At 72.3% G+C, this 18,896-nt stretch carries 18 protein-coding genes and 1 pseudogene; 13 read left to right on the top strand and 6 right to left on the bottom strand.

Going from position 1 to position 18,896, the window contains the following annotated elements:
• The first annotated feature begins 74 nt into the window (after positions 1-74).
• The 7 genes from ACTXG6_RS04635 (at position 75) to ACTXG6_RS04605 (ending at position 7,456) form a co-directional block, all read left to right on the top strand.
• The gene (locus ACTXG6_RS04635; RefSeq protein ID WP_445186519.1) at positions 75-956 is read left to right on the top strand and encodes a hypothetical protein; all 882 of its coding nucleotides are present in this window, start codon (positions 75-77) and stop codon (positions 954-956) included.
• A 72-nt stretch (positions 957-1,028) separates the two neighbouring features.
• Positions 1,029-2,771: a sodium/solute symporter gene (locus tag ACTXG6_RS04630; RefSeq protein WP_445186518.1), complete on the top strand. Its 1,743-nt coding sequence runs from the start codon at positions 1,029-1,031 to the stop codon at positions 2,769-2,771.
• Between the two features lie 265 nt (positions 2,772-3,036).
• Entirely contained in the window at positions 3,037-3,378 is a 342-nt protein-coding gene (locus ACTXG6_RS04625; protein WP_445186517.1) for a DUF485 domain-containing protein, read from the top strand.
• Positions 3,375-5,012 (top strand): solute symporter family protein, encoded by a 1,638-nt coding sequence (locus ACTXG6_RS04620; protein ID WP_445186516.1) that lies wholly within the window; start codon positions 3,375-3,377, stop codon positions 5,010-5,012. The genes ACTXG6_RS04625 and ACTXG6_RS04620 overlap by 4 nt, the downstream gene beginning before the upstream one ends.
• Positions 5,013-5,182: 170 nt before the next feature.
• The gene (locus tag ACTXG6_RS04615) at positions 5,183-5,518 is read left to right on the top strand and encodes a rhodanese-like domain-containing protein (protein ID WP_445186515.1); all 336 of its coding nucleotides are present in this window, start codon (positions 5,183-5,185) and stop codon (positions 5,516-5,518) included.
• 13 nt (positions 5,519-5,531) lie between these two features.
• The gene (locus ACTXG6_RS04610) at positions 5,532-6,494 is read left to right on the top strand and encodes a DUF4328 domain-containing protein (RefSeq protein WP_445186514.1); all 963 of its coding nucleotides are present in this window, start codon (positions 5,532-5,534) and stop codon (positions 6,492-6,494) included.
• Positions 6,491-7,456 carry a DUF5926 family protein gene (locus tag ACTXG6_RS04605; RefSeq protein WP_445186513.1) on the top strand — a complete coding sequence of 322 codons (966 nt, stop codon included), beginning with the start codon at positions 6,491-6,493 and terminating at the stop codon, positions 7,454-7,456. Before ACTXG6_RS04610 ends, ACTXG6_RS04605 begins: the two co-directional genes overlap by 4 nt.
• A 242-nt stretch (positions 7,457-7,698) precedes the next feature.
• On the opposite strand, the gene ACTXG6_RS04600 is transcribed toward ACTXG6_RS04605, so the two are convergent.
• Together ACTXG6_RS04600 and ACTXG6_RS04595 are read right to left on the bottom strand one after the other, a co-directional pair.
• Entirely contained in the window at positions 7,699-8,946 is a 1,248-nt protein-coding gene (locus ACTXG6_RS04600) for an arginine deiminase (protein WP_445186512.1), read from the bottom strand.
• A gap of 34 nt (positions 8,947-8,980) precedes the next feature.
• A pseudogene (locus ACTXG6_RS04595) lies at positions 8,981-9,454 on the bottom strand (ATP-binding cassette domain-containing protein); the annotation flags it as partial.
• A gap of 334 nt (positions 9,455-9,788) precedes the next feature.
• Here ACTXG6_RS04595 and ACTXG6_RS04590 point away from each other — a divergent pair.
• Complete coding sequence (locus ACTXG6_RS04590) at positions 9,789-10,952, top strand: L-talarate/galactarate dehydratase (RefSeq protein WP_445186511.1); 1,164 nt, start codon at positions 9,789-9,791, stop codon at positions 10,950-10,952.
• Positions 10,953-10,956: 4 nt separating this feature from the next.
• Here the strand turns inward: ACTXG6_RS04590 and ACTXG6_RS04585 are convergent, their stop codons facing one another.
• A complete protein-coding gene (locus ACTXG6_RS04585; protein ID WP_445186510.1) occupies positions 10,957-11,763 on the bottom strand; it encodes a CPBP family intramembrane glutamic endopeptidase in 807 nt (268 codons plus the stop codon).
• Between the two features lie 35 nt (positions 11,764-11,798).
• On the opposite strand from ACTXG6_RS04585, the gene ACTXG6_RS04580 reads away from it, so the two are divergent.
• Both ACTXG6_RS04580 and ACTXG6_RS04575 read left to right on the top strand, forming a co-directional pair.
• Positions 11,799-12,278, top strand: coding sequence for a hypothetical protein (locus ACTXG6_RS04580; RefSeq protein ID WP_445186509.1), 480 nt, complete (start codon positions 11,799-11,801; stop codon positions 12,276-12,278).
• 283 nt (positions 12,279-12,561) lie between these two features.
• The gene (locus tag ACTXG6_RS04575) at positions 12,562-12,951 is read left to right on the top strand and encodes a DUF3817 domain-containing protein (RefSeq protein ID WP_445186508.1); all 390 of its coding nucleotides are present in this window, start codon (positions 12,562-12,564) and stop codon (positions 12,949-12,951) included.
• Here ACTXG6_RS04575 and ACTXG6_RS04570 read toward each other — a convergent pair.
• Positions 12,898-13,674 carry a DUF2470 domain-containing protein gene (locus ACTXG6_RS04570; protein WP_445186507.1) on the bottom strand — a complete coding sequence of 259 codons (777 nt, stop codon included), beginning with the start codon at positions 13,672-13,674 and terminating at the stop codon, positions 12,898-12,900. The genes ACTXG6_RS04575 and ACTXG6_RS04570 overlap by 54 nt on opposite strands.
• Before the next feature lie 141 nt (positions 13,675-13,815).
• Here ACTXG6_RS04570 and ACTXG6_RS04565 point away from each other — a divergent pair, with 141 nt between their 5' ends.
• Positions 13,816-14,700, top strand: a complete 885-nt coding sequence (locus tag ACTXG6_RS04565) for a hypothetical protein (protein WP_445186506.1) — start codon at positions 13,816-13,818, stop codon at positions 14,698-14,700.
• Between the two features lie 35 nt (positions 14,701-14,735).
• On the opposite strand, the gene ACTXG6_RS04560 is transcribed toward ACTXG6_RS04565, so the two are convergent.
• The gene (locus tag ACTXG6_RS04560; RefSeq protein WP_445189911.1) at positions 14,736-15,248 is read right to left on the bottom strand and encodes a macro domain-containing protein; all 513 of its coding nucleotides are present in this window, start codon (positions 15,246-15,248) and stop codon (positions 14,736-14,738) included.
• Between the two features lie 255 nt (positions 15,249-15,503).
• On the opposite strand from ACTXG6_RS04560, the gene pheA reads away from it, so the two are divergent.
• Complete coding sequence (pheA, locus tag ACTXG6_RS04555; RefSeq protein WP_445186505.1) at positions 15,504-16,496, top strand: prephenate dehydratase; 993 nt, start codon at positions 15,504-15,506, stop codon at positions 16,494-16,496.
• Positions 16,493-17,218, top strand: coding sequence for a histidine phosphatase family protein (locus tag ACTXG6_RS04550; protein ID WP_445186504.1), 726 nt, complete (start codon positions 16,493-16,495; stop codon positions 17,216-17,218). Before pheA ends, ACTXG6_RS04550 begins: the two co-directional genes overlap by 4 nt.
• Positions 17,219-17,236: 18 nt before the next feature.
• Here ACTXG6_RS04550 and ACTXG6_RS04545 read toward each other — a convergent pair whose 3' ends face one another.
• Positions 17,237-18,559 (bottom strand): septum formation family protein, encoded by a 1,323-nt coding sequence (locus ACTXG6_RS04545; RefSeq protein ID WP_445186503.1) that lies wholly within the window; start codon positions 18,557-18,559, stop codon positions 17,237-17,239.
• Between the last annotated feature and the right edge of the window lie 337 nt (positions 18,560-18,896).

The raw sequence follows: 18,896 nt of genomic DNA, 5'->3' as shown, positions 1-18,896 counted from the left end.
GGTGAGCCAGCTCGTCCGACAACTGTGCGGCGGGCGTTAGCGAGCGAGGAGCGGAACGAGCGAGGAGCCGGGGCGTGACCAACGACGGCCGTGTGCCGTCTGTGGTCTCGGACCAGTACCCCGAGCCCGCGGATCTCCCTGCTCAGCCGTCCCACCTGCACCGCGGCAAGCAGTCCGCCGACCCGGACGTCGACACGCTGCCCGACGACTCACCCATGCGGCTGCGTCGCGAGCTGCGCCGCCAGGCCGCCAACGGATCCGTCCCGGCCGTCGACACGAACACCGACACCGCCGGGCCGGACACCGCGCCGGGCGCCAGGGTGGGCGGCGGTGGCCGGCACTCCCGCCGTGGCGCGCAGCCCCGGCCACCCCGGCTGGACTACGTGCCCCGGCACGCCATCAGCACACCGGGGCCCGGGTCGGTGCCGGTGTCGCCGACCGACGTCACCGAGGTGTTCTCCCGGGTCCGGCAGGACCCGACCGAGCGCCCCATGTCCGCCCGCCCCGAGTCCGAGCCGATCCCGCGGTCGGCCCGGGTGGAGCCGCTGTTCGCCCCGCCGCCGCCCTTCCCCGAGCTCGAGGCCCCGGAGCCGGTCGTACCCGGCAAGCGGGAGCGGGTGGTGCTGTCGCAGCGCAAGGGCCAGACCCGGCCGGTGCGCACCGTGGTCGACGTGCAGGAGCTCACCCAGGTCGGCGAGGTGCTCAGCTCCAGCCTGATCCGCTCGCAGCTGGCGCTGGCGCTGCGCATCGGCGGCATCGCGCTGATCACCCTGGGCGCGCTGCCGGCCATGTTCGTCATCTTCCCGGTGCTCGGCCGGTTCGAGCTGTTCGGGCTGCGGCTGCCCTGGCTGTTGCTCGGTGTCCTGGCCTACCCGTTCCTGCTCGCGCTCGGCTGGATGTACGCCCGGTCCGCCGAACGCCTGGAACAGGTGTTCGCCGACCACATCCAGAACTAGCGGTCACTGAGCCGCGGTCCAGACCAGGCCTGAAGCTCTGGCGTCATCCGATGAGGCCTTAGGCTCTTGAACATGACCCCGGCAGCCGTGGTGGCGCTCAGCTGCATCGCGATCGTCGCGGTCGCCTCCACCGTGATCGGCTCGTTCGGTGTCCGGTTCGCCCGCAACACCTCCGACTTCCTGGTCGCCTCCCGCACCGTGGGCCCGACCGCGAACGCCGGCGCGATCTCCGGTGAGTACCTGTCCGCCGCGTCCTTCCTCGGGGTCGCCGGGCTGATCCTCAAGCAGGGCCCGGACGCGCTCTGGTACCCGGTCGGCTTCACGGCCGGCTATCTCGCGCTGCTGCTGTTCGTGTCCGCGCCGCTGCGCCGCTCCGGCGCCTACACGGTGCCGGACTTCGCCGAGTTCCGGCTGCGCAGCCCGGCGGTGCAGCGGGTGTGCACCATCTTCGTGATCATCATCGGCTGGATGTACCTGTTGCCCCAGATGCAGGGCGCGGGGCTCACGGTGGCCACCGTGGTGCCCTCGCTGCCCGCCTGGAGCGGGATGGTCGCGGCCGGTGTGGTGGTCATCGCCACGGTGGTGTTCGGCGGGATGCGGTCGATCACATTCGTGCAGGCGTTCCAGTTCTGGCTGAAGTTGACCGCGCTGGCGGTGCCCGCCGTGGTGCTGCTGATCTTCGTGGGCGGCAACCACCAGCCGTTCAACCGGCCGGCGCCGCCCCAGTTCCCGGCCGACACCACGGTGAGCATCAAGACCGACGTGCTGCTGCGGGTGACCCAGCCCGTGGTGCTGCGGGCCGACGGCGTCGTGGACGGCACGGCGACGGACGGCACGGTGATCTGGAACGCCGGTCTGCACAGCGTGCTGGCCGGCGCCAAGCTCGGCTTCACCGCAGGCAGCTCGGTGCCGATCCCCAACGGCCTGCCGGTGCGCGACTCGAGCTGGCTGACCCCGCTGTCCGGGGACTCCAACTACCAGCTGTTCGCCATCTACTCACTCATCGTGGCGACCTTCCTGGGCACCATGGGGCTGCCGCACGTGCTGGTGCGCTTCTACACGAACCCGGACGGTCGGGCGACCCGGCGCACCACCGTGGTGGTGCTGGCGTTCCTCGGCGCGTTCTACCTGCTGCCCACGCTGCTCGGTGCGCTGTCCCGGCTCTACGTGCCGCAGCTGCTGGTCAGCGGCAACACCGACGCGGCGGTCCTGCTGCTGCCGACCGCCGCGCTGGGTGGTGGCATGCTCGCCACGCTGCTCGCCGGGCTGGTCGCGGCGGGGGCCTGGGCGGCGTTTCTGTCCACCTCGTCCGGCCTGGTGGTCGGCGTGGCCGGGGTGCTGGCCACCAGTCCGTCGCTGTTCCCCCGCGGCGGCGTGCGTGACTTCCGGGTGGCCGCCGTGATCGCCGGGCTGGTGCCGCTGGGGCTGGCCCTTGTCGCCGCCCGGCTGGACTTCTCGCAGACCGTCTCGCTGGCTTTCGCGGTCGCCGCGTCCACCTTCTGCCCGCTGTTGGTGCTGGGCATCTGGTGGAGCGGGCTGACCGACCGGGGCGCGGTGGCCGGGCTGCTGGTCGGCGGGATCAGCTCGGGCGGCGCCGTGTCGCTGAGCCTGTTCGGGCTGGACCCGGGCGGCTGGATCGGGCTGCTGCTGAACCGGCCGGCGCTGATCACCGTGCCACTGGCGTTCCTGACGATGACGGTCGTCAGCAAGCTGACCCGCAAGCGGCTGCTGCCGGATGTGCCGAGGCTGCTGCTGCGGCTGCACGCCCCGGAGCGGCTGGGGCTGAGCCAGGACCGCACGCACCGACTGAACTGACCGAGGCCGACGTGGTTTTTGATCACCTACTGGGGTGATTTCGGCCGGCGCGGCGCGATCCGGCAATGCCGTCGGAGCCCCGGGTCGACCTGGTGCTCTAGCGTGATGGACGCAACTCAGCGTGTCTGAGAAACTACTGAGCGGACCGAACGCTGACTCGTGCGACAGTGCCCGGTCCTCGATGCGAGCCGTCGAGCAGAGCAAGGAGCACTGTGTCAGTTGTTCGTCCAGCGCACGGTCGAGCACGTTTCGAAGGAGAAGGCCCGTGACTACCACCGGTGAACGCCAACCGGGCGAGGGCACCCTGTACGAGCAGATCCAGGCCAGTCCGGAGTTCGTCGAGCTGCGCCGCAGGCTGCGCCGGTTCGTCTTCCCGATGAGCGGTGTCTTCCTGGTCTGGTACCTGCTCTACGTGCTGCTCGCGGCCTACGAACCGGAGTTCATGTCGATCAAGCTCCTGGGCAACCTGAACGTCGGTCTGCTCATCGGGGTGCTGCAGTTCGTCAGCACCTTCGTGATCACCACGGTGTACGTGCGATACGCCAACAAGCATTTGGACCCAGCCGCCGAGCAGATTCGGACGCGGTTCGAGGGAGATATCCGATGACCGGGCTGAACCTGGCCGCCACGGTCGGCAAGCCCGGCCTGAACATCGGCATCTTCCTGGTGTTCGTGCTGATCACCCTGGTCGTCGTGTTCGTGGTCGGCCGGCAGAACCGCACCGCGGCCGACTACTACGCCGCCGGCCGGGCCTTCACCGGCACCCAGAACGGCGTGGCGATCTCCGGGGACTACCTGTCCGCCGCGTCCTTCCTCGGCATCGCCGGCGCCATCTCCACGGTCGGCTACGACGGCTTCCTGTACTCGATCGGCTTCCTGGTGGCCTGGCTGGTGGCCCTGCTGCTGGTCGCCGAGCTGCTGCGCAACACCGGCAAGTTCACCATGGGCGACGTGCTCAGCTTCCGGATGCGACAGCGCCCGGTGCGGGCCGCGGCCGCCATCTCCACGCTGGTGGTGTCGTTCTTCTACCTGCTCGCCCAGATGGCCGGCGCCGGCGGACTGATCTCACTGCTGCTCGGCGTGGAGGACGACAAGTCCACGTTCTTCGACGGGCAGTCCCTGGTGATCGCCGTGGTCGGCATCCTGATGGTGGTCTACGTGCTGGTCGGCGGCATGAAGGGCACCACCTGGGTCCAGATCATCAAGGCCACCCTGCTGCTGGTCGGCGCGGCCGTGATGACGGCCTGGGTGCTTGGCAAGTTCGGCTTCAACCTGTCCGCGCTGTTCGGCAAGGCGGTGGAGAACAGCCCGAAGTCCGGCGAGAAGATCCTCGGCCCCGGCCTGCAGTACGGCAAGACGGCGACTTCGAAGATCGACTTTGTGTCGCTCGGGCTGGCACTGGTGCTCGGCACCGCCGGGCTGCCGCACATCCTGATGCGGTTCTACACGGTGCCCAGCGCCAAGGAGGCCCGCCGCTCGGTGGTCTGGGCGATCTGGCTGATCGGCATCTTCTACCTGTTCACCCTGGTGCTGGGTTACGGCGCTGCCGCGCTGGTCGGCCCGGACGCGATCCTCAAGGCGCCGGGCGGCGCCAACTCGGCCGCACCGCTGCTGGCCTACCAGCTCGGCGGTGAGGTGCTGCTGGGGCTGATCTCGGCGGTCGCGTTCGCCACCATCCTCGCGGTGGTGGCCGGCCTGACCATCACCGCGTCCGCCTCGTTCGCGCACGACGTCTACGCGAGCATGATCAAGAAGGGCAACACCGCACCGGACTCCGAGGTGCGGGTGGCCCGGCGAACCGCGCTGGTCATCGGCGTGGTGGCGATCATCGGCGGCATCCTGGCCAACGGGCAGAACATCGCCTTCCTGGTCGCCCTGGCGTTCGCGGTTGCCGCCTCGGCCAACCTGCCGACGATCCTGTACTCGCTGTTCTGGAAGCGGTTCAACACCACCGGTGCGCTGTTCAGCATCTACGGCGGGCTCGGCTCCTCGGTACTGCTGATCATCTTCTCGCCGGCCGTGTCCGGCTCGGCGACCTCGATGATCAAGGGCGCGAACTTCCACTGGTTCCCGCTCTCCAACCCCGGCCTGGTGTCCATCCCGCTGTCGTTCGTCCTCGGCGTGGTGGGCACCCTGGTCGGCGGCCGGGAGCGCGCCGCCGAGGCCGGGTACGCCGAGATGGAGGTCCGCTCGCTGACCGGTGCCGGCGCCGAGCGCGCCGACGCGGTGGTACCGCACTGACCTCCGCTACTCCGCTGTACCGCTCGTTTCGCCGGGGCCGGTCCCAGTACGTGGGGCCGGCCCCGGCGCCGTTCGCGCAGCGTTCGTCCACTCGGAGAGCGTTCGTACAGGAGGGTGGCCGTGCGGCGGCCTTACCGTGCGCTGACGTGCCCTAGTGGCAACATGGGCAGGTGACTTCTTCCCAGCTGCCGTCGGTCACCGTCGCCGCCCTGCCCGACGGCGTGCGCCCGCTCGACGTGCGTGAGGCCGACGAGTGGACGGCCGGCCGCGCGCCGACCGCCGTCCACATTCCGATGTCCGAGCTCACCGGCCGGCTGAGCGAGCTGCCCGACGACCAGGACCCGCTCTACGTCATCTGCCGCTCCGGCGGGCGGTCCGCGCGGGTCGTGGAGTTCCTGATCGCCCAGGGCTACCCGGCGGTCAATGTGGACGGCGGCATGCAGGCCTGGGCGTCGGCCGGGCGCCCGATGGTGTCCGACGGCCCCGGCGAGCCCGAGGTCGTGTGATGCCAGCCCACCGGTGCACCGGGCGGCCGGGGTGAACTGCCCCCGCTGCGGTCGCGCGCAGCCGCCGGACGCCGAGGGGGTCTTCTGCGTGCACTGCGGCCAGTTCCTGGTCCGCACCCGGTGGGTCGCGCTGCCGCCGGAGTCGGCGGCCGGCTCGACCCCGCCGGCGGAGCGCCGCGGCCGCTACAGCGGTCCGCCCCGGTACCTCTCGCCGCCGCGCTGGGGGTTCCCGGCGCTGCCCTGGCGGCTGGAGAAGCCGGCCACCCCGCCCTCGTCGGCGAGCATCGCCGCCGGCCACGCCGGGCTGCTGGTGCCGCTGCTGCGCGGGTTGGCCCTGCTCGCCGCGTTGTCCGGTGCCGCCGAGATCTGGCGCTACGTGCTGCTGCTGCGCAGCCGCGGCGAGGCACTCGACGCGGGCCAGGTGGCCGCGTCCGACGCACTGGTTGAGGCCGCCTCCTGGGTGTGCACCGTGCTGGGTGTCGCGGTGGGGGTGTACCTGCTGCTCTGGGTACTACGGGTGATCGAGGCCGCCGCCGAGCGGTCCGGCGTCCGGCCGGCCAGGAGCCGGCGCATGGTGCTGATCGGGTGGATCGTGCCGGTGCTGAACATCAGCGTGCCCGGTTCGGTGCTTGCCGAGGTGGAACACGCGGCGCTGGGCCGCCCGGCCGGTCAGCGACCCCGCCCGTCCCGGCTGTTGCTGCTCTGGTGGGCGCTGTGGGCGGCGAACGTGGCGCTGTCCGTCTTCACCGTGCTCTGGTCGCTGCGCAGCGGTGTACAGGCCAGGGCGAACGGCGTCGAGCTGCATGCACTGGTCGACCTGCTCGCCGCCGCCACCGCTGTGGTCTCCGCCAAGGTGGTGCTCTGGCTGACCGCCCTGGTCGGGCCGCCGAAGAGCATTCCGCTGCCCCGGGTGGTCAGTGTGCGTGAGCCGGCCGGAGCTGGTCGGGCGACGGCAAGTACCGTGTTGCCGCGATGAGCAAGAAGACGAAGAACCGGCCCCGCCCCGCCGCGGCCGGCACCGACGGTCCCAACCCGCGCCAGCCCTGCCCATGCGGTTCGGGCAAGCGCTACAAGGCCTGCCACGGAGCTGGCGACGACGTCATCGTGCTGCGCCCGTTCGAGGGGCTCGCGGCCGAGTGCGACCTGGTGGCGCTGCGCGAGTTCGTGCCGTCCGGGTTGGCGCCGCTGACGTTGTCGGCCGAGGCGAAGAAGCTGGCCGGCTCGCGGACCGCCCGGTTGGCCACCGTGCTGCCCGGCGCCTCGGCAGCGCTGATCCGCCCGAACGGCGACGCGCTGGTCGGGCTCCAGGTGCAGACCCGCAGCGGCGACATCTCCGCCGACCTGGGCCGGGCGCTGCGCTGGGTGCTCACCGCCGAGCCGGGCGAGGTGCTGCCGGTGGCCGGGGCGTCGGTGGGCGACGGGCCGGTGCGCCTGCAGGACCTGCTGGTCGCGGACGCGGCGCTGGACGTCACGCTGCACGCCGACTTCGCCTGGTGGCTGCCCGACGAGGGTGAGCCGAGCGCGGAGGCCGCCGCCGCGCTGGAACACGCGAACAACGTGATCATGCCGACCGAGGTGGTCCGCGCCGACGGGGTCCGGGGTGCGTACTGGGTGGACGCCGGCTCCAAGGCGCACCTGCGCTGGGTCCGCCCCGAGCCGGAGGACCAGTTGGTCGCCGCGCTGGCCCGGCTGCAGGTCAACGACGAGCTGGACCTCGGCACCGGCTCCCGGTACGTGGGCTCGTTCCGGGCACACGGGCTGCTGGTGCCGGTGTGGGACCTGGACCAGGAGATGCACGTCAAGGAGTGGTCGGCGCCGGCCGAGGCGTTCGCCAAGCGGCTGACCGAGACGCTGGCCTCGCTGGAGGAGCAGCCGCCGACCGAGCGCGAACGCCGGGCCCGGGATTCCCTCGCCGGCCGCCAGGTCACCCTGCGCTGAGTCGTTGTCACGGCTGAGTCTCGTTAGGGCTGAGCAACTACGAAGGCCCCGGGCGTGCTGCCCGGGGCCGTCGTCTGTCCGTCCTCCGTTGTAGCCGCTGCCGGTCAGACCCGGGGGCCGGCGGGCGGTGGCGCGGTCGGGTCGACGGCGGTGGTGGCCGGCAGCTCGCGGTTCAGGTTGCTCGGTGAGCGGTTCGGTCCAGCTTGCGGGTCCAGGGCTCGACCGAGGGCCCGGTCCCGGTCTCAGTCCAGCGGATCCCTGGCCAGCGGGCAGGACATGCAGCGCGGCCCGCCCCGGCCGGAGCCCAGCTCCGACCCGGCGATCCTGATCACCTCGATGCCGGCGTCCTCCAGCCGGGCGTTCGTCTCGGTGTTGCGTTCGTAGGCCACCACCACGCCCGGGGCCAGGGCGAGCGTGTTGTTGCCGTCGTCCCACTGCTCGCGCTCCGCGGTCACCGGGTCCAGGCCGGTGTCGATCACGCGCAGCTCGGCCACCCCCATCGCCTCGGCGGCGGCCACCCGGAACGGCACCGGGCCGTCCACGGTGATGCCGCCGGCGTTGTCGGCCCGCACCGTGTAGGCGCGCAGGCTGTCCGCGATCGTCGGGTACATCACCACCGCGTCGCGGTCGACCATGGTGCACACGGTGTCCAGGTGCATGGTCGCCCTGGTCTGCGCGATCGGGACCACCAGCACGGCGGTGGCCAGCCCGTCGGCCAGCGCGGACCGGGCCAGCGACTCGGCGCCGGCCGGCGTGGTGCGCTCGCCGACCCCGACGGCGAGCACCCCGGGGGCGAGCAGCAGCACGTCGCCGCCCTCCACCGGCGCGGAGTGCGCCTCGTAGGCCCGCTTGGTGCCGACGAACCGGGGGTGGTGGGCGTAGATCAGGTCGGTCAGCGCGGTCTCCCTGGCCCGCGCCGGGAGCGCCAGCGAGGTGATCGCCACCCGGTCCGCCACCCACACCGAGGAGTCCCGGGTGAACAGCAGGTTGGGCAGCGGGTCCAGCACGAAGTCGCTGGGCTCGTGCATGGTGCGCACCAGCGACCCGTTCAGCGCACCGGACGTCGAACCGCCGGGCAGCTCGGCGAACGTCAGCCCGGCCATCAGCACGCCGGCCAGCTCGTCGTGCGGCAGGTCGGCCAGGAAGTCGCCGAGCAGGCTGGCCAGCGGTGGTCCGAGCCGGCGCTCGTCCAGCACGCTCGCGATGCCCCGCTCCCGGGCGTCCACGTCCGCCGCGAGCGCCTGGACCAGCAGGTCGCTCAGCAGCAGCACCTCGACGCCGCGCTCGGTCAGGGCGGCGCCGAACCGGTCGTGCTCCTGCTGCGCCCTGGCCACCCAGGGGATGCCGTCGAACAGCAGCTGGTCGTTGTTGCGCGGGGTGAGCCGGGTGAGCTCGGCCCCCGGCCGGTGCAGCAGCACAGCCCGCAGCCGGCCGACCTCGCTGTCCACCCTGGGCGGTTGGGGCTGTGTCGTGTCGGCGGCCTGAGTCACGTCCAGGACTCTAGGGACTGCGTGGCGCCTTGCCCAGCGAGCGCTCCAGCTCGCCGGCCATCGACTCCTCGACCAACGACGTCGCTTCGTCCAGCACCAGCGTGTGCGGGTCGGCCAGGATCAGCCGGGCCAGTGCCAGCTGCTGCACGGTGGCCGGCGGCACCGGCTCGCCGCCGGCACCGAGCACGGTGTCCAGCCCGGCGGCCAACCGCTCCGCCCAGCCGCCGGCGCCGACCGTGCGCAGCGCCGACCACAGCTCGGCGTCGGAGGCCGACCGGGGCAGCGTGAGGTTGTCCCGCAGGCTGCCGGTGAACACGTGCTGCTCCTGGGTGACCAGGACGACCTCGCGGCGGCGCCGCACCAGTGGCAGCGCGCTGACCTCGACCCCGCCGATGGTGACCGACCCGGCATCCGGCGGGTTCACCCCGGCCAGCAGCCGCCCCAGGGTGGACTTGCCGGCGCCGGACGGGCCGACCACCGCGATCCGCTCGCCGGGCGCTGACCTGAGAGCGGGGTGCATCGAGGTCAACGTGAGTCCGGTTCTCAGCGAAAATTACCGGACTGACGTTGGTCTCGGTGACGATGGATGCACCAGGGTCGACACCGGGCCGCCCTGTCGGTGACGGGGCGTTACCCGCAGCGTTACGGCGGTGTTGGTGTCTGTTCGGAGGGCGTGGGCGGCGTTGCCGCCCTGGCGGATACGCCCGATCTGAGCTGCGGGCGGCGCCTTGCCAGCCGCCACCTGAATCAACGGCTCGAGGCTCGAGTCGATGTCGTCCGGGTATCGACCGATGCCCAACCGATCCTGGACGGGTATCGCCGCCGGCCCTAGCCTCCGAAATGTGACCGCCACCGCTGCGTCGACCGCCGCCCGGGCCGGTGCCACCGGCGACCGCATCTCGGCTGTGCGAATCTCCTCGGTGACCCTGCCGCTGGCCACCCCGATCAGCGACGCCAAGGTGCTCACCGGCCGGCAGCGCCCGATGACCGAGGTCGCGATGCTGTTCGCCGAGATCAGCACGGTGTCCGGCCACGCCGGCATCGGGTTCAGCTACGCCAAGCGGGCCGGCGGACCCGGTCAGTACGAGCACGCCAGAGAGATCGCGCCGGTGCTGCTCGGCGAGGACCCCAGCGACATCGCCAAGATCTGGGACAGGTTGGTCTGGGCCGGCGCCTCGGTGGGCCGTTCCGGGCTCGCGGTACAGGCGATCGCGGCGTTCGACGTGGCGCTGTGGGACCTCAAGGCCAAGCGCGCCGACCTGCCGCTGGCGAAGCTGCTCGGCGCGCACCGCGACTCGGTGCGCTGCTACAACACCTCCGGTGGGTTCCTGCACACCCCCATCGGGCAGGTGCTGGACAACGCCGTTGCGTCGGTGGAGTCCGGCATCGGCGGTATCAAGATCAAGGTCGGGCACCCGGACAACGCCACCGACCTGGCCAGGGTCGGCGCGGTGCGGGAGCGGATCGGCGACGGCGTCGCGCTGATGGTGGACGCGAACCAGCAGTGGGACCGGCCGACCGCGCGCCGGATGTGCAGGTCGCTGGAGGAGTTCGGCCTGGTCTGGGTCGAGGAGCCGCTGGACGCCTACGACGCCGAGGGTCACGCCACGCTCGCGGCGGCGTTCGACACCTCGATCGCCACCGGCGAGATGCTGACCAGCGTCGCGGAGCACGCCGAGCTGATCCGGCACCGCGCGGCCGACATCCTGCAGCCGGACGCACCCCGGATCGGCGGGATCACCCCGTTCCTCAAGGTGATGACGCTCGCGGAGCACCACAACCTGCAGCTGGCCCCGCACTTCGCGATGGAGATCCACCTGCACCTGGCCGCCGCGTACCCACGCGAGCCGTGGGTCGAGCACTTCGAATGGCTGGAGCCGTTGTTCAACGAGCGGCTGGAGATCTCCGGCGGGCGGATGCACCTGTCCGCGCGTCCCGGTCTCGGCGTGACGATGAGCGAGCAGGCCCGGGCCTGGACGGTCGCCACCCACGAGGTGAACGCCTGATCGGTCAGGGTAGCCAGGACAGGTGGCCGGCGAGCAGCGCGTAGCCCAGGAACGCCACCACGTCCAGCAGCGTGTGCGCGCCGACCAGCGCCCACAGCCGGCCGGTCCGCTGCCACACCCGGCCGAAGACCAGGCCCATCACCAGGTTGCCCACCCCGCCGCCCAGCCCCTGGTACAGGTGGTAGCAGCCGCGCACCAGCGCCGACACCGCAACCGACCGGTTCGGTGACCAGCCCAGCTGGCGCAGCCTGGTCAGCAGGTACCCGGTGAGCAGCACCTCCTCGGCCCAGGCGTTGCCGGCCGCCGACAGGATCAGCACCGGCAGCCGCCACCAGGTGTCGGTCAGGGTGCTGGGTTGCACGGTGAGGTTCAGGCCGGCGGCCCTGGCGAGCAGGTAGAGCCCGAGCCCGGGGATGCCGATCAGCGCGGCCAGGCCGACCGCCATCAACCCGTCCCGCAGGGGCTGGCGCCGGTCCAGCCCGATGTCGCGCAGCTTCAGCCCGGCCCGCACCAGCAGGTAGCCGCCGAGGGCGCCCCAGCCGACGAGCTGCACCACGAAGCTGAGCTGCAGCCCGAGGTCGATGTACGGGTTGGTGGCGGCCGGCGCGTTGAGCGTGACCCGCTGGTTGGCGAGCGGCCCCTGCAGCGCGGACTGCAGCAGCGACAGTGCGCTGCGCAACCCGGACAGTCCCAGCGTGATGCCGAAGACGACCCACAGTTCGGCCGTCATCAGCCGGCGGTCCGGTTCACCGAGGGGAGTCGGATCGGACGGCCCGCGCGGTATCAGCCAGTCGCGCAGCCCGCCCGTCACGGTGACCGACGCTACCTGGCGGCTACGCTGGTCCGGTGCGCCGGTTCGTGTTCGCCCCCCGCTGGGTCTTCGGCCATGTCCTGGTGGTCGTCGCGGTGGCGAGTTGCCTGCTGCTCGCCCAGTGGCAGTGGGGCCGCGCGGAGATCACCCACTCGCTGCAGAACATGGCCTACGCGCTGCAGTGGCCGCTGTTCGCGGTGTTCTTCGCGGTGATGTGGTGGCGGATGCTGCGGCTGGAGTCCCAGCGGCTGGACGAAGAGGCCGAGTTCGGGCCGGAGTTCGAGGAAGTCGGGTCGGGCGCGGTTGAGCCGGACGCGGTTGAGTCGGACGCGGCCGGGCCGGGGTCACCGTCGGTGTCCGAGCAGTCGGCGCCGACGCGCGCCGAGCAGCCGGTACGGATCCCCGAGAAGCCGGCCGACGACCTGGACGACGACCCGGAGCTGGCCGCGTACAACCGGATGCTCGCCGAGCTCGCCGTCCGCGACCGCGCGGCCGAAGCCGCCCGCGGCCGTTAGGCAGCGCCGCCTTGTAATGTGTGCGCCGTCACGTCGTTCCGTTGCGTTGATTTCTATCGCGTGCGGTCGCGTGCGAATGCTGTTCGGCAATGGTCGTCGAATTCTGAGTGCGGCACTCCCGAGCGTCCGGAATGAAGTTCTCAGCGAATTCCTAGCTTGACGGCGAGGGGCTCCCTGCCCACGATCTGGCCAGGTCAGTGGCGGCTCACTGTGCTGTGCCGCATTCCAGAGGGCAGGCGTACACTCCGGTCTGTGACCGGGACCCTCTCCTCGGAGTCGAGCAATGGATAGCCGCAAAATTGCGCTGAATGCCTATCGGGTAATGGCGTACATCACCGGTACCGGACTCGTTGTCCTGGTGTGTATCGCAATGCCGATCAAGTACCTCGGCGGTAACAACCAGCCGGTTGCGATCGTGGGAGCGCTGCACGGGTTCTTCTACATGGCCTACGTGGTCTGCTCGCTGGTGTTGGCCGAACGGTGCCGGTGGCGGCCGGTGCGTGCGCTGCTGGTGGCGTTGGCCGGCACCATCCCGTTTGTGTCCTTCTACGCCGAGCGGAAGGTCACCAAGCTGGTGCGCGAGATGCCCCCGCCCTCGAGCCGTCGCCCGGGCGGACGTTCAGTGCGCCGCCCGGAAGGGGCAGCCGACCAGCAGCCCGACCTGCGCGCGTAGCTGCTCGGCGGTGTCCGCCGAGGACTCGAACGCGAGCCGGACGTCGTGGTCGCCGTCCTCGGCCTCCACGCGCAGCCGGATGCCGAGGCGGTCCACCCCGAGCGGGCGGATCCGGCAGCCGGACTTCTGCCGCAGCGGCTCCGGCAGGTGCCGGGCGAGCGAGGAGAACACGTCTGGGTGTGCCTCCTCAAGGTGCTGCAGCCAGCCGTTCTCCAACTGGCAGAACGGGTCCGGCGAGGCGGCCGAGAGTTCGGCCGGCGCCAGCGGACCGGTGCCCTCCGCGTCGGCGATCACCGCTGAGCCGGGGCGCAGTCGGAGCAGGCTGGCGCCGTGGCCGAGGTCCAGCAGTCGCGGGTGCGGCCGCTTCTCGGCGACGTCGAGAGCCAGTCGGCGCGCGTAGGTCGGTCCCGGCGCCACCAGCCAGCCGCTGATCCACAGCAGCCCTCGGACCGGCTCACGCAGCGCGACCGGTGCCGTGTCGGTGAGCTCCAGCATGGCGGGCAGGCCGCTGCGCGGACCCTCCCGTACGCAGGTCATCAGCTCATGATCGGTCGGCAGCAACAGGGTCGCCGCGCCGTCCGGATCCATGTGGTGCAGCAGCGGCACGACCCGCTGCGTCTGATCCAGGCCAACGACAGCGGCGTGGCCCCCTCGGCTGGCAATGCTGCGCGCGCGCTCAGCGTTGGACGGCGCGAGCGGCCGGCGGAGTCGGGTACTGCCCACAGGTACACCTCCCAGTTTCTTAGGTGAGCCTAACCTAGTCCGAAGTGCCTGGCGATACCCCCGATGGGAGTGCTCCCGAACACGCTCGGGCCCGTGCGCAGCCGTTTTGGAATAGCTCGGCCGAGCGGATAGGTTCGGTCGGTGTCGACCGTGCGCGAGGGCGAACCTGGGGGTGCAGCCGTTCCGATCCCGGCTCTGTTCGCTCACCTCGTCGACGACACCACCCTGTTGCTGCCGAGGCAGTTGATCCCGCCCGTCCACGACGTGCTGAGCCGTTACCTGAAGACCCGGGACGGCCACTACGGCGGGATGGCCGGCCAGCTGGTCTGCCCGGTGTCGCGGCTACCCGAAGTGGTCAGCCAGCTGGCCAAGATGTCACCCAGCGAGCCGGTGGACATCTCGTTGGTGGTGGACACCGGCCTCGGCTCGGTACCCAAGGCGCTGTCGCTGGTGCTGTCGCGGGACTCGCTGCTCACACCGTGCACGGTGGAGACCGCCGCGCCGCCGGACGTGGACTCGACCTGGCTGGAACGGGTGTCCGAGTTCGTGCCGGAGGACGTGTTGCCGGTGGTCGAGCCGCGCCGCCCGCTCGAGGGCGACACCGCCCAGTGGTTGGACGCGGTGCGCCGAGTGTCCGAGCACGGCTGCACCCCGAAGCTGCGCTGCGGCGGCCCCCGCCTCTCCGACGTGCCCTCGGTGGACGAGGTGGCCGACTTCGTGGCCGCCGCGGACGGCGCCCCGGCGGGATTCACCACCAGCCTGGGTGTGCCGCACGCGGTGCGCCGCGACGACGGCAACGGCCGGGCCGACCACGGCATGCTGAACCTGCTGGTCGGGGTGGCGAGGGCGCTGGTGAACGGTGACGTCCGGGGCGCGCTGTTGGAGACCGACCCAAAAGTGCTGGTCCGCGAGGTGGCCCGGCTGTCCGAGGCGGCCGGCGGCGCCGTGCGCGGCCTGCTGGCCCGCTGCGGCAGCGGCCCGGCCGAGGAGCCGGCGGCCGAACTCGCCAACCTGGGCCTGCTCTAACCCGGCCACGGTTCGTCGCGGGCGCCCTCGGCGCGTCAGCCGAACAGTTCGTCGAGTGCTTCGGCCACCCGGCGCGCGCAGGTCTTCGGCGCGAGCCCGCCGACGCCGGTCCCAAGGCCGGGCAGCGCGATCGAGCCGGCCACATCCCGGACCGGCCGCCCGTCCGGCAGCACGCCGTCGCGCCAGCGTCGCAGGATCGCCCTGGCGGCCAGCCCGGCGGCGGTGCCGGCGCGGTCCAGGCGTTCCCCGGGTTGGCGCATGGTCGGCGCGCTGATCAGCCAGGTCGGCGCGGGCGGCTCGATACCGGTCGGCACCAGCACGGTCTCGCCCACCGGCAGTTCGCCGCCCCACTCGGCCGCGATCGCCGCCCGCACCCGGTCCTCGATGCCGGGCAGCCACCGGGAGTAGACGCCGTCGATCCCGCCGCGCATCCAGCCGAACGAGTTCGCCGGGCTGACCACGGCGGCCACCTCGAGATCGGTCACCGAGCCCCGGAACACCCGCACCCAGGGGCGGCCGGCGACGAGTTTGTCCCAGGCCGAGGCCATCGGTTCGTCGACCGCCACCAGCACCAGCTCCGGGACCTCAGGCACCCGGCCAGCCTAGGCGAGCCCTGAACAATGCGTGCTCTGCTGCGCGTCGCCCAGCCGGCGCCTCGCGGCGTTGTCGTCGCCGCCGATACAACGGCGGTATCGGCCGGCTCCTCCGCCTTGCGATGCATCCGGCTGGACCGCCGCTCGCGACGAGCGTCATTGTTCAGGACCCGCCTAGGCGAGCCCGCCGGGACGGTTAGGCTCGACGGCGTGCCCCGTCTGGCGTTCCTCGGCCCCCGTGCCACATTCACCGAGCAGGCGCTGCTCAGCCTGCCCGAGTCCCAAGGCGCTGAGCTGATGCCCTGCGTCGGCACCACCGCCGCGCTCGCCGCCGTGCGCGACGGCGAGGCGGACGCGGCCTGCGTGCCGATCGAGAACAGCGTGGAGGGCGGCGTGCCGGCGGTGCTGGACTCGCTGGTCGCCGACCCGCCGCTGGTCATCGTGCGGGAGACGCAGGTGGCCGTCGAGTTCGCCCTGATGGCCCGGCCCGGCACCGCGCTGGACGACATCCGCACCGTGTCCTCGCACCCGCACGGGGAGGCCCAGACCCGGCACTGGCTGGCCGCGAACCTGCCCAAGGCGACCGTGCTGATGTCCAGCTCCACCGCTGAGGCCGCCGCGCAGGCCGCCCGGGGTGAGGTGGACGCGTCGGTGTCCGCACCGGTCGCGGCGATCGTGCACGGTCTGGAGATCCTGGCCGACGACATCGCCGACAACGCCGCGGCGGTCACCCGGTTCGTACTGGTCCGCCCGCCCGGCCCACCCCCGGCGCCGACCGCCCTGGACCGCACCACGCTCGCGGCGACCACGGAGAACCGGCCCGGCGCGCTACTCGCCGTGCTCAACGAGCTCGCGGTCCGCGGCGTCGACCTGACCAGGATCGAGTCCCGCCCGATCAAGGGCCGGCGCGACGAGTACTGGTTCCACCTGGACTGCACCGGGCACGTGGCGCAGCCGGCGATGGGGGAGGCGCTGGCCGCCCTGCACCGGCGCTGCCTGCGGGTGCGCTACCTCGGTTCGTACCCGCGCAGCGCGGCACCCGACGGCGGCTTGAACGGCGCTACCGGGACCGGCGGATCCACCGGCGTGGCGGCGGGCAACGGCGGCCCGGTCGGCGCGGACCCGGTGAGCGCGCTCGAGGCGGGCCGGTTCGCGGCGGCCGCCAGCTGGCTGGACGGCGTGCGCGCCGGGAGGCTGGCATGAGCGCCGCCGACCCGGCCGCCAACCCGGCGGGGCTCAGCGGCCCGCTGCTGGTGCTGGTGCGGCACGGGCAGACCGCGTCGAACGTGCTCAAGTCGCTGGACAGCCGGCCCCCCGGCCCACCGCTGAACGAACTGGGGCGCGCCCAGGCCGAGGCGCTCGGCGCGGCGATGGCGGTCGAGCCGATCACCGCCGTCTACGCCTCCACCGCGGTGCGCGCCCAGCAGACCGCCGCGCCGGTGGCCGCCCGGCGCGGGTTGACGGTCGAGGTGGTCCCCGGTGTGCACGAGGTGTTCTGCGGCGACCTGGAAGGGCGCTCCGACGAGGCGGCCAGGGAGATGTTCGACGAGGTCTACTCGGCGTGGGCGGACGGTGACCTGAGCCGGCGGCTGCCGGGCGGGGAGTCGGCCCTCGAGCTGCGTGAGCGGTTCCTGCCGACGGTCGCGCAGCTGTGGACGCGGCACGCCGACACCCCGGACCGGCTGCTGGTGCTGGTCAGCCACGGTGCCGCGATCCGGCTCGCGGCCGGCGCCCTGATCGGCGAGTACGCCGACACCCGCTACGTGCCCAACGCCGGCCGGGTGGTGTTGGCACCGCTGGACGGTGCGGGCGGGCTCCCGGCTGGCTCGGCGGGGGCGGGCGGCTGGCTGCTCAAGTCCTGGGACGAGGGTTCGCCGGTGCCGGGCGACAGCACCGGCGGCGCGGGAGACCAGACCCCGGACTAGGGAGCATCCGGCTGTTGATCAGCCGGGTGTGCTGTTCCTCGCCTCGGCCGGCTTGGTCAGCGCCGGCTCGTTGCCCAGCGGGTTGGTCGGTGGCTTGTCAGTGCCGCCCAACGGGTTGGCCGGTGGTTTGTCGCCGCCGCCCAGCGGGCCCGCCGGTGGCTTGCCGCCCTGGTTGCCGTTGCCGCCGCCCAGGGCAGGGAGCGGGTTCGCCGGCAACGGCACCGGGGCGATGGACGGCTGCTGCTGCGGCGGTGCCTGGGACGCGGGGCCGTCGCTGTCCGAGTCGTCGCCGCCCGCCCCGGGAGCCGGTGCGCCCGGCGGGACCTCCGGCTGGGCCGGCGCCGCCGGCTTGTTCCCGACCTGGACCGGGCCCTTCACACTGCCGGTGATCGGCGCGTACCCGCTCTTGTCGGGCAGTACGGCGGCCAGGTTGCAGGCCACCCGCCGGGTGCCGGCCGCCCAGGACTGCTGGGTTACGTTGTTCCAGATCACCACCAGGTTCTTGCTGGTGATCACGTCCGTGCTGCCGGCGTAGGCACCGGCGAGCTTGGTGCACTGCGGCTGCAGGAACCCGTCCTGGTCACCGGGCGCCGGGAACTTGCCGGAGGTGAACTTCTGGCTCAGGTCGACGGCCCCCACGGACTCCTCCGCGTGCGGCAGCGAGCAGTCGACCGGGTCGCCGATGAACCGGCCGTCGATACCGAGACAGGTGCCGGCCGGCCGGACGTCGGCCTGGTCCTGGGTGGCCACCTTGCCGACGATCGGATAGAGCGCGCCGGACCGGGAGAACCGCTGCAGCCCGCAGCGCAGCGTCCGGTCGCCGCCGTTCCAGCTCTTCTGCGACGGCTTGAGCGCACCGGCCCGGAACGCGCCGAACGGGTCGTACTTGTTGCCGAGATAGTTGACCACCAGCGGCGCGCAGCGTTCGTTGACCAGCTCGCGGAACTTGTCGTTGTTCGGGATCGTGGCGCCCGGCTTGAAATCGGTGAGCTGGACCGGGCCGGCCTGCTCGAACAGGTGCTGGTGGGCGCAGTCGACGAGGACCGCATCAGCCGCGTCGGTCCGCTGCCAGGTCAGGCAGGTGCCCGGGGTGGCCGGCGGCGGGGTGCGTTCGGCGAGCGGCCGCTCGTTGTCCGGGATGGGCGCGGAGGCCAGCGTGCTGAGCACCGGGACGCGGGCACCGACGACGTCGTTGAGGGTGGCCACGATGAGCATGACGGCGGCGCCGATGAGCAGGCCGACCACGACGCCGACATGGCGTGGACCGAGCTTGATCCGGCCCGCCCGGCCGGCTCGGCCGGGCGATCGGTGTGCGCGCGAGGCGCCAGCGGTCGGCTCCATGTCGGGCCTCATCATGCCGTTGCCCGGTCGGGGGAACCCATTTCGGGGGGCCGCGGCGCGCTGGTCGGTTCCTGTTGTGCTGCGAAATGCCCAGGTAGCGGTCGGGTTTTCGGCCCGGGGCCGGGCCGGGCGGCGACCGACGGCACCGCGACCGGTGAGCGGTCGGTCCCCGGATCCGGCGCGGTCGGTCGCCGGAAACCGGGACCCGGACGGTACGGTTCGCGCAGGGGTGATGCCATGAGCACCGAGGGAGAGCCCCGGCGGTCGAATCCAGTCGGCGGAGAGCCGACCGCGGCAGCGGAGCCGCCGGCGCCGGAGCCCATCGAGCTGCCTTCGA

The sequence above is a fragment of the Pseudonocardia sp. Cha107L01 genome (assembly GCF_052566575.1).
This window is presented reverse-complemented; position numbering and strand designations above follow the sequence as displayed.

Excerpts from the sequence above, each read along its gene's own strand:
- ACTXG6_RS04630 (WP_445186518.1), top strand. The coding sequence starts at position 1,029 with ATGACCCCGGCAGCCGTGGTGGCGCTCAGCTGCATCGCGATCGTCGCG.
- ACTXG6_RS04620 (WP_445186516.1), top strand. The coding sequence starts at position 3,375 with ATGACCGGGCTGAACCTGGCCGCCACGGTCGGCAAGCCCGGCCTGAAC.
- ACTXG6_RS04605 (WP_445186513.1), top strand. The coding sequence starts at position 6,491 with ATGAGCAAGAAGACGAAGAACCGGCCCCGCCCCGCCGCGGCCGGCACC.
- ACTXG6_RS04575 (WP_445186508.1), top strand. The coding sequence starts at position 12,562 with ATGGATAGCCGCAAAATTGCGCTGAATGCCTATCGGGTAATGGCGTAC.
- ACTXG6_RS04560 (WP_445189911.1), bottom strand. The coding sequence starts at position 15,248 with ATGGCCTCGGCCTGGGACAAACTCGTCGCCGGCCGCCCCTGGGTGCGG.
- ACTXG6_RS04550 (WP_445186504.1), top strand. The coding sequence starts at position 16,493 with ATGAGCGCCGCCGACCCGGCCGCCAACCCGGCGGGGCTCAGCGGCCCG.
- ACTXG6_RS04545 (WP_445186503.1), bottom strand. The coding sequence starts at position 18,559 with ATGGAGCCGACCGCTGGCGCCTCGCGCGCACACCGATCGCCCGGCCGA.